At 39.6% G+C, this 11,966-nt stretch carries 14 protein-coding genes and 2 pseudogenes; 6 read left to right on the top strand and 10 right to left on the bottom strand.

The window, feature by feature from the left end:
- Positions 1-316 precede the first annotated feature (316 nt).
- Genes SMIDD26_RS02800 through SMIDD26_RS02790 form a run of 3 tightly spaced genes read right to left on the bottom strand, consistent with a single transcriptional unit; the run spans position 317 to position 1,689 of the window.
- The gene (locus SMIDD26_RS02800; protein ID WP_061438839.1) at positions 317-673 is read right to left on the bottom strand and encodes an arsenate reductase family protein; all 357 of its coding nucleotides are present in this window, start codon (positions 671-673) and stop codon (positions 317-319) included.
- Between the two features lie 12 nt (positions 674-685).
- Positions 686-1,195, bottom strand: a complete 510-nt coding sequence (locus SMIDD26_RS02795; RefSeq protein ID WP_061438838.1) for a methylated-DNA--[protein]-cysteine S-methyltransferase — start codon at positions 1,193-1,195, stop codon at positions 686-688.
- Positions 1,195-1,689 carry a GNAT family N-acetyltransferase gene (locus tag SMIDD26_RS02790; protein WP_061438837.1) on the bottom strand — a complete coding sequence of 165 codons (495 nt, stop codon included), beginning with the start codon at positions 1,687-1,689 and terminating at the stop codon, positions 1,195-1,197. The genes SMIDD26_RS02795 and SMIDD26_RS02790 overlap by 1 nt, the downstream gene beginning before the upstream one ends.
- Positions 1,690-1,823: 134 nt before the next feature.
- Here SMIDD26_RS02790 and SMIDD26_RS02785 point away from each other — a divergent pair, with 134 nt between their 5' ends.
- Complete coding sequence (locus tag SMIDD26_RS02785; protein ID WP_061438836.1) at positions 1,824-2,267, top strand: DUF1836 domain-containing protein; 444 nt, start codon at positions 1,824-1,826, stop codon at positions 2,265-2,267.
- A complete protein-coding gene (gene trhA / locus SMIDD26_RS02780; RefSeq protein ID WP_001098002.1) occupies positions 2,267-2,914 on the top strand; it encodes a PAQR family membrane homeostasis protein TrhA in 648 nt (215 codons plus the stop codon). Before SMIDD26_RS02785 ends, trhA begins: the two co-directional genes overlap by 1 nt.
- A gap of 19 nt (positions 2,915-2,933) precedes the next feature.
- On the opposite strand, the gene pdxT is transcribed toward trhA, so the two are convergent.
- From pdxT to nox, 3 genes are all read right to left on the bottom strand, one after another.
- Positions 2,934-3,515 (bottom strand): pyridoxal 5'-phosphate synthase glutaminase subunit PdxT, encoded by a 582-nt coding sequence (gene pdxT / locus SMIDD26_RS02775; protein WP_061438835.1) that lies wholly within the window; start codon positions 3,513-3,515, stop codon positions 2,934-2,936.
- Positions 3,516-4,391, bottom strand: coding sequence for a pyridoxal 5'-phosphate synthase lyase subunit PdxS (gene pdxS, locus SMIDD26_RS02770; RefSeq protein WP_000138517.1), 876 nt, complete (start codon positions 4,389-4,391; stop codon positions 3,516-3,518). It abuts the gene before it with no gap.
- Between the two features lie 152 nt (positions 4,392-4,543).
- Positions 4,544-5,923, bottom strand: coding sequence for a H2O-forming NADH oxidase (gene nox, locus SMIDD26_RS02765; protein WP_061438834.1), 1,380 nt, complete (start codon positions 5,921-5,923; stop codon positions 4,544-4,546).
- 142 nt (positions 5,924-6,065) lie between these two features.
- Here nox and SMIDD26_RS11385 point away from each other — a divergent pair, with 142 nt between their 5' ends.
- The 4 genes from SMIDD26_RS11385 to SMIDD26_RS02750 are packed head-to-tail and all read left to right on the top strand — an operon-like array spanning position 6,066 to position 9,063.
- A complete protein-coding gene (locus SMIDD26_RS11385) occupies positions 6,066-6,248 on the top strand; it encodes a hypothetical protein (RefSeq protein ID WP_134990144.1) in 183 nt (60 codons plus the stop codon).
- Positions 6,218-7,141 (top strand): FAD:protein FMN transferase, encoded by a 924-nt coding sequence (locus SMIDD26_RS02760; RefSeq protein WP_061438833.1) that lies wholly within the window; start codon positions 6,218-6,220, stop codon positions 7,139-7,141. Before SMIDD26_RS11385 ends, SMIDD26_RS02760 begins: the two co-directional genes overlap by 31 nt.
- Positions 7,142-7,200: 59 nt before the next feature.
- Positions 7,201-7,806, top strand: a complete 606-nt coding sequence (locus SMIDD26_RS02755) for an NADPH-dependent FMN reductase (protein ID WP_033677008.1) — start codon at positions 7,201-7,203, stop codon at positions 7,804-7,806.
- A gap of 18 nt (positions 7,807-7,824) precedes the next feature.
- Positions 7,825-9,063: an NAD(P)H-dependent oxidoreductase gene (locus SMIDD26_RS02750; RefSeq protein ID WP_061438832.1), complete on the top strand. Its 1,239-nt coding sequence runs from the start codon at positions 7,825-7,827 to the stop codon at positions 9,061-9,063.
- 147 nt (positions 9,064-9,210) lie between these two features.
- On the opposite strand, the gene kphA is transcribed toward SMIDD26_RS02750, so the two are convergent.
- The 4 genes and pseudogenes from kphA to SMIDD26_RS11375 form a co-directional block, all read right to left on the bottom strand.
- Positions 9,211-9,450 carry an RNA-binding protein KphA gene (gene kphA / locus SMIDD26_RS02745; RefSeq protein WP_000379621.1) on the bottom strand — a complete coding sequence of 80 codons (240 nt, stop codon included), beginning with the start codon at positions 9,448-9,450 and terminating at the stop codon, positions 9,211-9,213.
- Between the two features lie 19 nt (positions 9,451-9,469).
- Positions 9,470-9,742, bottom strand: a complete 273-nt coding sequence (rpsP, locus tag SMIDD26_RS02740; protein ID WP_000268760.1) for a 30S ribosomal protein S16 — start codon at positions 9,740-9,742, stop codon at positions 9,470-9,472.
- Positions 9,743-10,073: 331 nt separating this feature from the next.
- Positions 10,074-10,376, bottom strand: a pseudogene (locus tag SMIDD26_RS13665) (LPXTG cell wall anchor domain-containing protein); the annotation flags it as partial.
- A gap of 6 nt (positions 10,377-10,382) precedes the next feature.
- Positions 10,383-11,966: pseudogene (locus SMIDD26_RS11375) on the bottom strand (mucin-binding protein); the annotation flags it as partial.

Here is an 11,966-nt window from a genome sequence, read left to right as displayed (position 1 = left end):
AAGAGCACCACCAATGGTCAACATAATCGTTGTTGGAAGTTGTTGGACAATTCTTGGAATCCCATCAAAGACCGAACGTAGACTAAACAGCTTGCCATCCGGAATCAATTGCATCAAGTTTTGGTACCAATCTGATGCTAAAATCGTTGTAACATTCATAAAAACATCCTCTCCTGATAATGATTCATTCTACCATACTTCTGCCGTCAATGAAATTATTTGCTACGGTCAGATACAGACTTTGTCTACCTACTAGTTTATCATACTTTGAAACAGGGAGGTTATATATTTTATCTATCAAAGAGATAAGTAAAAACTATTTCAGTCCCAATTCTTTGTAAGCTTTTCGATAACCGATTTGCTTAACAGTTCCATTCTCCACTAAAATCGGACGTTTTAATAACATACCGTCGCTTGCTAGCAATTCAGCTGCTTCTTGGTTTGACAGGCTTCCTACCTTATCTTTCAGCCCTAGTTCCCGGTATTTGATTCCACTGGTGTTGAAAAATTGCTTCAATTCGAAACCTGAGGTTTCTAACCAGTTTAAAATGACTTCTTGACTTGGTGTTTCTTCGACGATATGAACAGCTTTGTAGTCCACACCGAGTTGGTTTAATTCTTGTTTTGCTTTTTTACAAGTTGAACATTTTGGGTATTCGATAAATTCTAACATGTGTTTCACTTTCTATTTTATATCTTTAAAATCTGCGCCTTCATGCTCCAGAAGCCATGCTTTCTTTTCCACTCCTGCAGCATAACCTGTTAGACGCTTGCCTGCTCCCAGCACACGATGACAAGGTACTAGGATAGACCACGGATTGCGCCCCACTGCTCCACCAATCGCTTGGGCAGAAGCCACTTGCAAGTCTTGAGCTATTTGCCCATAGGTCACTGTCTGACCATAAGGAATTCCCTGTAAATAGGACCAAACTCGCTTTTCAAAATCCGTTCCGATTGGAGCCAAGGGCAAGTTGGATAAATCCTGAGACTTGCCTGTAAAGTAAGCATCTAAGCAAGTAATAACTGGGTCTAAAATGGGATGACTAACATCTGCTTCTATCGTCTCATCTCCTAGTCCCCTCTCAAAATGCTTCTGCTCCTGAACCCAAATTCCATACAAATAATGATCATCAGCTACGAGAGAAAGGGAGCCAATCGGCGAAGAATAGAGCATTTTTGCGTACTTCTTTTGCATTATTTCTTCAATTTTTGATAGGCCAAACGTTCGCCATCAACTGGAACCTTACCAACCTGTTTAAATCCGAGTTTTTCAAAAATATGCTGCATGGCCTTGTTTTCAGCATGCGTATCTGAACGAAAATCAAGATAGTCAAAACCTTCAATCAAGCCCTCTAAGAAGGTTTGAGCAACTCCTTGTCCCTGCACATCTGCTGCCACAGCAATACGGTGAAAGACTAGGTACTCTGACTCCTCAGCTTGCCAGTTGCCTTCATAAATGGCTTCATAGGCTGCCTCTGGACTCTTAGTCACAGCAACATAGGCTAGTAGTTCTCCCTCTTCCAAGGCGACATAGGCTTGACCTGAGATAATGTCATCGATAATAACATCTGTATTTGGATAGCCATTTTGCCACTGGTCACTACCAGCATCCGCTAAACATTTTTTAGCATCCTCCATCACCTGCATGATGGCATCTACTTCATTTGGAAAAGCTAAACGAATCTCCATCTTTTCTCCTCATTTCTGACTAGTTTCTCCCATCATAGCATAATTTAAGCCTTTTCACAAGCAGTTAAAACTTGACTATTTGTTTTTATTATTTTATAATCTAGTTATCAAAACTAGATAAAAAGGAGTTGAAAATGAAAACTACCTTTTCCTACCCCAAATGGGCAGAAATTCCAAACATTGACCTCTATCTGGACCAGGTTTTGCTCTATGTCAATCAGGTCTGCGCCCCTATCTCTCCTGATAAAGACAAGGGCCTAACAGCATCCATGGTCAACAATTATGTGAAACATGGTTACCTGACAAAGCCTGACAAGAAAAAATACCAACGCCAACAGATTGCCCGTTTGATTGCTATCACAACCCTCAAATCTGTCTTTTCAATTCAAGAAATCGCTCAGACTCTTAATACTCTCCAAAGTCAAGCCAGTTCAGACCAACTCTACGATGCCTTTGTGGACTATATGAACCAAGGAATTGACCCAGCAAACCCTATTATCCAAAGTAGCTGCCAAACCGTTAAACTCTATCATCAAACTCTAGCCTTAATCCATCATACTCAAGAGGAGGAAATCTAATGAATACAAGCCTAAAGCTCAGCAAACAACTCAGTTTTGGAGAGGAGATTGCTAATAGCGTGACCCATGCCGTAGGTGCAGTCATCATGCTCATCTTACTGCCTATTTCATCCACCTATAGTTATGAGACACACGGATTTTTATCATCTATCGGTGTTTCCATTTTCGTAATCAGTCTCTTTCTCATGTTCCTATCATCCACCATTTATCACTCTATGGCCTATGGTTCGACCCACAAATATGTCTTGCGAATCATTGATCATTCGATGATTTATGTTGCCATTGCTGGCTCATACACGCCCGTCGTCTTGACCTTGATGAATAACTGGTTTGGCTATCTGATTATTGCCGTCCAGTGGGGAACGACCATCTTTGGTATTCTCTATAAGATCTTTGCTAAAAAGGTCAATGAGAAATTTAGCCTAGCTCTTTACCTGATTATGGGCTGGTTGGTTCTAGCTATCATTCCTGCCATTATCAGTCAAACGACACCCATTTTCTGGAGTCTCATGGTAACTGGCGGACTGTGTTATACAGTTGGAGCTGGATTTTACGCCAAGAAAAAACCTTATTTCCACATGATTTGGCATCTCTTTATCCTAGCAGCATCTGCCCTCCAATACATCGCTATTGTTTATTACATGTAAAAAGTTGAGAAATTCAGTCTCAACTTTTTTCTTTACACATTTCGATAAAGTACTGGTGCAAGCGAACATCATCAGTCAATTCTGGATGAAAAGAAGTTACCAACATATTTTTTTCTTGGGCTGCAACGATTTGATTATCAACTGTTGCTAGAATTTCGACACCCTCTCCAACACTACTAATAATCGGACCACGGATAAAGGTCATTGGAATCTTGCCAACTCCCTTACATTCTGCTTCCGTATAGAAACTTCCTAATTGACGCCCATAGGCATTGCGCTCGACCACCATATCCATAGTTCCTAGATGACTCTCGTCCTGAGAAGTAATTTCCTTAGCCAGCAAAATTAAGCCTGCACAGGTTCCAAAAACTGGTAGTCCAGAAAGAATGGCTACTCGAATGGGAATCAACATGTCCTGGTCACGTAAGAGCTTGCCCATGGTTGTAGACTCACCTCCAGGTAATATCAAACCCGACAAGTCAGTCTGATCTTGCTGAAAATCCTCTAAATTTCTGATTTCAACACTCTCGACTCCTAATTGCTCTAGTACTTTTGCATGCTCTGCAAAGGCACCTTGCAAGGCCAATATTCCGATTTTCATCTATTTTCCTCGCTCTGCCATGAGAATTTGGATTTCATTCTCATTGATACCAACCATGGCTTCTCCTAAATCTTCAGAGATTTGAGCTAGGATTTGAGGATTTCTGAAGTTAGTCACAGCTTTAACAATGGCGCTCGCTCGTTTAACAGGATCTCCTGACTTGAAAATACCTGAACCGACAAAGACACCCTCTGCCCCTAATTGCATCATCAGCGCAGCATCTGCTGGCGTTGCAACACCTCCAGCTGCGAAGTTTACAACTGGCAATTTTCCATGCTCATGGACATATTGAACCAATTCTACAGGGACTTGCAAGTCCTTGGCAGCAACATAAAGTTCGTCCTCACGTAGGTTTTGAATACGGCGAATTTCCTGATTCATCATACGCATATGGCGAACAGCTTGAACGATATCTCCTGTACCTGGTTCTCCTTTGGTACGAATCATAGAAGCACCCTCAGCGATACGACGCAAGGCTTCACCTAAATCCTTAGCCCCACAAACAAAAGGAACTTGGAATTCTTTTTTATCCACATGGAAACGGTCATCAGCTGGAGATAGAACTTCACTCTCATCGATATAGTCAATCTCAATAGCCTCTAAAATCTGAGCTTCCACAAAATGCCCGATTCTGACCTTAGCCATTACTGGAATACTAACCGCTTCTTGGATTTCCTTAATCATCTTTGGATCGCTCATGCGGGAAACTCCTCCAGCTGCACGAATATCAGCTGGAATCCGCTCCAAGGCCATAACAGCAGCCGCACCAGCCGCCTCTGCAATACGGGCCTGTTCAGGATTCTGAACATCCATGATTACACCGCCCTTAAGCATCTGTGCCAAGTTTTTATTTAGTTCATATCTATTTTCAGTCATTTATTTTATCCTCATTATTTATATTGGTAGCTACCTTTTCATTTTAATTCAGAACAGAATGAATCACAAGATAAAAAAATCGCAATTGTATGGGTACAAATTGACTAAAAAACTATCTGACCTTAACTTAAGGCCAGATAGCTCATTCATTTTTATTTTTCAGCTGTAAGTGCAGCCATTGTGATGTAATTGTATGGTTTGTTGAAGTGTGGCAAGAAGAAGAGGTCTGTCAATGCCAATTTATCAATTGTTACATGCTCTTGAATCGCAAGAGAGAACATATGGATTCCCATGCTGATTGCAGAATCGTGTGAGACCATTTGGGCACCAAGAATTTCACGGCTGTCTTTGTCAAAGACAATCTTAATCGCTACTTCATGGTTATCATGTTTCATGAATTCTGGTTTTTGAAGATCGTTAAAGCCTGTTTCAGTTGCGTTGTAACCAGCAGCTTTAGCTTTTTCAAGAGTCAAACCAGTTGAAACCATGTGAAGACCGTAAATTGAGATACCATTTGAACCTTGAACACCGATTCCTTCCAATTCATGTCCACAAGCGTTGTAGGCACCAACGATACCAGTACGAACTGCATTTGAAGCAAGGGCGATGTAGCTAGTGTCTTTACGAGCGTTGTCATAAACAGTCGCACAGTCACCAACGGCAAATACACCTGGAATTGAAGTTTCTTGTTTCTTATCTACAAGGAAGGCACCGTTACGGAAGAGTTCAATCTTACCGTCAGCAAGGGCTGTGTTTGGACGGAAACCAACTGCAAGGATAACCATATCCACATCGAAAGTTTCTTTATCAGTAATCAAGCGTTCAACTTTACCGTCACCTTCGATTGCTTTAACAGTTTGACCAAGAGCCAAGCGGATGTTGTGGTCTTCCAAGTTCTTCGCCATCATTTGTGTGAAGTCTTTGTCATAGTAACCGTTCAAGACAGTATCTACGATATCAACAAGGACAACTTCTTTTCCAAGACGCTCAAAGGCTTCAGCAAGTTCAACACCGATGTAACCACCACCAACAACGGCGATACGGTCAAGGTGTTGGCTCTTATCAGCAAGTTTATTGATCACTTCTTCAGCATTTTGGTACAATTTCACGAATTGTACATTTTCAAGAGTTGCTTTAAATTCGCGGTTTCCTTTAACAATTTCAATACCTTCAATTGGTGGCAAGATTGGTGTAGAACCAGTAGCGAAAATCAATTTTTCGTATGATTCTTTGTGCTCCTTTCCTTCAACTTCCGCTGTAACTACTTTGTTATCATAGTCGATTGAAAGAACTGGTGAATTCATATAAACCTTAGCACCTTTAGCTTCCAATTTTTCTTTATCAGAATAGAACAAGCCTTCAGCACCGTCAATTTGTTCACCGATCCAAAGGGCCATTCCACATCCTAGGAAAGAGATGTTAGAGTTTTGGTCAAATACAACAATTTCGTTCTCATTTCCAAAATTATCCAACATGGTATTGATACATGCTGTACCAGCGTGGTTCGCACCGACTACAACGATTTTACTCATAAAAAATTTCCTGCCTTCATTCTAAATTTACCTTACTAGTATACCATTTACTGTTAGCGTTTACAAGGGGTTTACTATTATTTCAGCATTTTTTATCAAAAATAATTCCCCATTTGTCCTGTTTGCAAGCCTCATGAATTTTATGAGCATATTTCTTGACTTTTTCCAAATTTTATTTGTAGAAAATCTAACTTTATGGTATTCTAATAACATGAAAATAAAATGTAAGGGCTTCAATTTAGATAATTATTTGATATTACAACTTATTTTCTATAAGAGAAAGGAGTTGGTAGATTGCCTCTTAGTTCACATTCCGAACGGCTAATGGGGACTACTATCACTATTTCATTAGTAGATGAGCGAGCCGATAGCTTGCTCCAAAAATCCTTTGACTTGCTCAAAGAGCTCGAATACCGCTTCAATGCCAATAGTCAAGAATCTGAGTTGATGGAGATCAATTATCAAGCTGGAATAGCTCCAGTCAAAGTTCATCCTGATTTGTTTGAATTGATTTCACTTGGATTAGAGCATAGCCTAGCGCCCTCTAGTCATCTCAACATCAGCATTGGTCCCTTGATTCAAACCTGGCGCATTGGTTTTTCAGATGCCAAGGTTGCTCAGCCTCAAGAAATTGAATCGGTGCTACCTCTAATCAATCCTCATGATATCGAGTTAGATTCTTCTGCTTCCACTGTGTTCTTGAAACAGAAAGGAATGAAGATCGATCTAGGTTGTTTAGCCAAAGGATACAGTGCAGATAAGGTTGCCCAATTTCTGAGAGCGGAGGGAGTGACTTCTGCCCTGATCAATCTGGGAGGGAATATCCTGACCATTGGAAAAAATCAGGCAAGAGGAAATCAACCTTGGCAAATCGGGATTCAAGACCCAGCCAATCCGAGGGGAAATCACTTAATGACCATCCCTGTTGTCAATAAATCTGTCGTGACTTCAGGCATTTATGAACGTCACCTGACCGTCGATGGAAAAGATTACCATCATATTTTTGACAGTCAAACAGGATATCCTGTTGAAACGGAACTTGCTAGTCTGACAATTATCTCTGATAAGTCAGTCGATGGTGAAATCTGGACAACTCGTTTATTTGGAGAAAGACCTGCTTCTATCCTCTGGCAAGTCGAAAGTTTGGAGGGCATCGAAGCCATCCTCATCGATAAGGAAGGTCACCTAAGCTGTTCTTCAGGAATTCCTACTCTATAGAGACAACTGTTTCAATGGAATTTTAAAATTGTATTATGTAAAAAGAGAAAGGAAATCTCATGTTAAAACTTATTGCTATTGTTGGAACAAATTCAAAACGTTCTACAAACCGTCAATTGCTTCAATACATGCAAAAACACTTTGCTGACAAAGCTGAAATTGAACTTGTTGAAATCAAGGATATCCCTGTCTTTAACAAGCCAGCTGACAAGCAAGTACCTGCTGAAATATTGGAAATTGCTGCTAAAATCGAAGAGGCAGATGGCGTTATTATCGGTACTCCTGAGTACGACCACTCTATCCCAGCTGTTTTGATGAGCGCTCTTGCTTGGTTGTCTTATGGTATTTACCCACTCTTGAATAAACCAATCATGATTACAGGTGCTTCTTACGGTACACTCGGTTCATCACGTGCTCAAATGCAACTTCGCCAAATCTTAAACGCTCCAGAAATCAAAGCAAGTGTCCTTCCTGATGAATTCTTGCTTTCACATTCTCTTCAAGCCTTCAACCCAAGTGGAGATCTAGTGGATCTTGATGTTATTAAAAAACTGGATGCCACTTTTGACGACTTCCGTATCTTTGTAAAAATTACAGAAAAATTGCGCAACGCACAAGCCCTACTTCGCAAAGATGCTGAAGACTTTGACTGGGAAAATTTGTAAGATAGGAGACCAAAAAGAATGAAATTTGTTGGACTTGTAGGATCAAACTACGATCAATCATATAACCGTAAACTCTTGGAATTCATCCGTCGTCACTTCAAACTCAAATTTGAATTAGAAGTCCTCGAAATTGATGAAGTTCCAATGTTTAACCAAGACGAAAAATGGGACGAAAGCTTCCAATTGCGTCTCTTGTATAACAGAATTACTCGTGCTGATGGTGTCATTATCGCTACTCCTGAGCACAACCACACAATCTCAGCTTCCCTAAAATCTGTTCTTGAATGGCTTTCATACGAGGTTCATCCATTTGAAAACAAACCAGTCATGATTGTGGGAGCTTCTTACTACGACCAAGGTACTTCTCGTGCCCAAGTTCACCTTCGTAAGATTCTTGACGCTCCAGGTGTTAATGCCTATACGCTTCCAGGTAACGAATTCCTTCTTGGTAAAGCCAAAGAAGCTTTTGATGTTAATGGGAATATCACAAATGAAGGAACTGTTAATTTCCTTGAAACATGTTTAGACAACTTTGTAAAATATGTGGGAGTCGTTTCAAAATTGAAAAAACCAAAACCAATTGCACCAGAAGATTTATATTGTACAAATTCAATTGCAACTACCATTCAAGGTGTTGATCCAGATGATCCTGAATGGGTAGAAAAAGCAGCTGAACTTGTTGGAGCTGTTTCTGGAGATACTTACGTTAAATTAGACCATGGTATCTTGACCGTTAACCAAATTGACATGTTCTTGAAAGCAATGCCATTTGAGTTGACATTTGCAGATGATAATAACCAATTCTTGTACTTTAATAACGCACACCAAGATCCAAATACAATGTTTGGTAAACGTGTACGTGCTCAATCAGGAAACCGTTTAGGAACTGTACACGGTTCATTGCCAGATTCTAGAATGAAAAATGTTGAATGGGTTGTCGGCGTATTGCGTAATGGGGACCAAGAATATGTCCGTACAATTGTTCCAGGAACACCAGAAGGCGTTATTAATACCCATAATTACCAAGCAATGTACTATCCAGATGGTTCATATGCTGGAATCAATGAAATCATCTTTAATTTCCAACCATGGCTTGACTGGTACCTCAATACAACTGGTCAACGTCTAGTTGGTGGAAATGCTGCAGCTCCTGCTGGAGGACATGGCGGAGCAGATGCTACATCTGGAGCTTCTGATTCAGGTGATGCTGGAGGCCACGGTGGTGGCGCAGACGCTACATCTGGAGCAAGTAACTAATAATAGTTTTGGGAACCATTTTGGTTCCTTTTTTAGCGAAAAAAATAGGAGATAGGACAGAGAATCACTTTGATGACCTCAATCCTATCTCCTATTCAAATAGTTAGTTTACTAACTTAATGACATTGGACTTCCGTCCCGCCCTTTTTATTTTTCGTCAATAACGATTCTTACTTTTTTGTATTCAGTTGGGACAGAGTAGACAATCGTTCTTATCGCAGAAATAGTGCGACCCTTACGACCGATTACACGACCCACATCACTTTGATCAAGATTCAAATGATATTCCAAAAATTCTGGTGTATCTTCAATCTTGATAGTTAAGGCATCTGGTTGTGAAATTAAGGGTTTCACAATCGCAATAATGAGATTTTCAATCGTATCCATCTGTCAACCTACTTTAAACTTATTTTGAGAATTTAGAATCGTGGAATTTTTTCAATACACCTTCTTTTGAAAGGATGTTGCGAACTGTATCTGAAGGTTGAGCTCCATCAGCCAACCATGCAAGAACGCGGTCTTCTTTCAAAGTTACTTGGTTTTCAGCAACAAGTGGGTTGTAAGTTCCAACTGTTTCGATGAAACGTCCGTCACGTGGTGAACGTGAATCTGCTACGTTGATACGGTAGAAAGGTTTTTTCTTAGAACCCATACGAGTCAAACGGATTTTAACTGCCATTTTTAAAGTCTCTTTTCTTATTTTTTATTTCGGTGAAATAGCTGAGCTATTTAGCACATGTTCTATTATAGCAGATTTCTGACAGGTGTCAAGAAAAAAACTTGACAGGCTATAAAATTTTTAAATCTTTTAGAAATTTGCTAGAATCATTAATTTTGAAAGGAAATGAATTATACAGTAAACTGAAACAACATACGAACAAATCGATTAGGAAAGGCAAATTAATTTCTAAAAATGCTCTAGCAACTACACTGTACTGTTTCAGATTCAATACACTATAGAAAAGCCCACATATTGTGAGCTTTCCCTTCTTCCTAGATTTCAAAATCTTTTATTTCTCATCTTCTTTTTTCTTGAAGAAGCCTAGTCCTAGACCAGCTAACAAGGTCATGATACCAGCGCTAGCTAAGCCAGCATTAGCTTCTGTACCTGTGTTTGGTAATTCCTCTCTCTTACCTGTCTCATAAGTCGGAACTTCTGGGTCTGGACTCACTGGAGTTTCAGGTTCAGGAGTTGGTTCTGGTTGGTTCGGTAGTTCTGGACTTGGTGTCGGAACACTTGGATACTCTGGATTTGGTTGTGGAGTTGGATTTTCTGGAGTAGGTTCTCCTGGAGTATATGGTGTTGGGGTAGAAACTTTCTTGAAGATATGAGTAACCTTATTACCCTCAAGAACACTTTCTTTCCATTCATAACCGACAAATTTTGATTCATAACCTTTAATATCTTCTTTCGTATGAATACCTTCTTCTTGTGGTTTTAATACGTTGCCACTCTCATCCATCCATACTGTAATCCCTTTAAATTCTTTCACGTCAGAAATATTCAGCATAACTGAAACAACCTTACTAAATTTGTACTTGTGTTTCGTTTGTGTATCCACCAATGTTTTTGGTTGAATTTTTTCACTTGGAATTGACACAACTCCTGTTTCTGAATCTATAGATATTTCTACACCTTCTGGTTTCTTGTCAATTTTCCATTTACCAGTCTCATCTTTCTTCGTGATGATTTCTTTCTTAGGATCATTTGAAGTTTTACCTTTTTCTGTGTACTTGATAAATAAAGTATCGGCATCTTTATTTGGAACTTCAACTTCTACAGTATTTCCACCTGAACGTTCCACAATTCTTGGTGTTGGTGGAATAACATAGATTTGACGTAATTTCACAGTAAAGACTTGTGATGGATCTTTTCCTTCTTCATCTTTTTCTTTGTCAAATGTTGCTCCATCTTTCAATGGATTTTCTACCAACTCATAATCACCATTATTAATTGGATCACCTGTTAATTTCTTCAATTCTTCATTGAAAGCATTTGTTGGAATTGTTTGTCCAGTTATACCAGTAGTAGTAATTCTTGACGTTACAAGTTCAGTTTCTTTTCCATCTTCACCTACGACAACAAACTTGATTACTGCTTTTTGTTTAGGCGTATCAGGATTTGGTTTAACTGTGACAGTGTAGACTTGATCTACATTACTATCATTATCGAAAATTCTATCTTTTTCTTCTGGATAAGTGCTTGACGCTACTGTATAACCTTTAGCTTTTAGCTCTTCAATTGTTGAAGATACTAATCCAGCTTTTGTGAATTTCTCACCTGAGTTACCAGATTCTAAAATAGTCGGCGCTACTACATTTCCTTTATCATCCACAAAGTTCACGATAACTTTCTGTCCGTCTTTTACATAGGTAATTGGAATGTCCTTAGATGGATCTGTTGGTAGATTCGGTACTTCATATCCACCATTTGGAGCTGGATCTAACGGTTTCAGTGGGTTTTCTGGACTCACTGGTTTTGTTGGATCTGTTGGTGCCATCGGTGTATATCCTGGGATTGTAGGTACTTTCGGTTTATCAGTTCCTGGTCTCGTTGGATCTGTTGGATCATTTGGATATGGTTTAGGTGTTAAATCAGTTCCAGGTGGAGGTGTTACTCCTTCTGGGATTCTTGGCACCCATGAACCAAGTTTCTTGTAAAATACTTCAATAGCTTTATCTTCAGTATCTTGATCAACTGTTTCAGAAGCGACTTCTTTTTGGTTAGTATCTTTTAGGATGTAACCAGGTACTACTGGAGATATTACTTTTTCAAATTTCTCTCCTTCGGCAATCCAAGTTGTATCATGAGTCACCTCGCCTGTTACAGCATTCACCCTAGCTCCACGAGTAAATGTTGCTTTGTCAATGACTGGTAATGTTGTTTCTTTACCATTAGCAGT

This window comes from Streptococcus mitis (assembly GCF_001579035.1).
Classification (GTDB): domain Bacteria; phylum Bacillota; class Bacilli; order Lactobacillales; family Streptococcaceae; genus Streptococcus; species Streptococcus mitis_J.
The sequence above is the reverse complement of the archived record's forward strand: the minus strand, read 5'-3'. Positions and strand labels throughout refer to the sequence as shown.

Bases quoted from the DNA above. Each gene is read 5' to 3' on its own strand.
- SMIDD26_RS02800 (WP_061438839.1), bottom strand. From the start codon at position 673: ATGTTAGAATTTATCGAATACCCAAAATGTTCAACTTGTAAAAAAGCA.
- SMIDD26_RS02795 (WP_061438838.1), bottom strand. From the start codon at position 1,195: ATGCAAAAGAAGTACGCAAAAATGCTCTATTCTTCGCCGATTGGCTCC.
- SMIDD26_RS02790 (WP_061438837.1), bottom strand. From the start codon at position 1,689: ATGGAGATTCGTTTAGCTTTTCCAAATGAAGTAGATGCCATCATGCAG.
- SMIDD26_RS02785 (WP_061438836.1), top strand. From the start codon at position 1,824: ATGAAAACTACCTTTTCCTACCCCAAATGGGCAGAAATTCCAAACATT.
- trhA (WP_001098002.1), top strand. From the start codon at position 2,267: ATGAATACAAGCCTAAAGCTCAGCAAACAACTCAGTTTTGGAGAGGAG.
- pdxT (WP_061438835.1), bottom strand. From the start codon at position 3,515: ATGAAAATCGGAATATTGGCCTTGCAAGGTGCCTTTGCAGAGCATGCA.
- pdxS (WP_000138517.1), bottom strand. From the start codon at position 4,391: ATGACTGAAAATAGATATGAACTAAATAAAAACTTGGCACAGATGCTT.
- nox (WP_061438834.1), bottom strand. From the start codon at position 5,923: ATGAGTAAAATCGTTGTAGTCGGTGCGAACCACGCTGGTACAGCATGT.
- SMIDD26_RS11385 (WP_134990144.1), top strand. From the start codon at position 6,066: ATGAGCATATTTCTTGACTTTTTCCAAATTTTATTTGTAGAAAATCTA.
- SMIDD26_RS02755 (WP_033677008.1), top strand. From the start codon at position 7,201: ATGTTAAAACTTATTGCTATTGTTGGAACAAATTCAAAACGTTCTACA.
- SMIDD26_RS02750 (WP_061438832.1), top strand. From the start codon at position 7,825: ATGAAATTTGTTGGACTTGTAGGATCAAACTACGATCAATCATATAAC.
- kphA (WP_000379621.1), bottom strand. From the start codon at position 9,450: ATGGATACGATTGAAAATCTCATTATTGCGATTGTGAAACCCTTAATT.
- rpsP (WP_000268760.1), bottom strand. From the start codon at position 9,742: ATGGCAGTTAAAATCCGTTTGACTCGTATGGGTTCTAAGAAAAAACCT.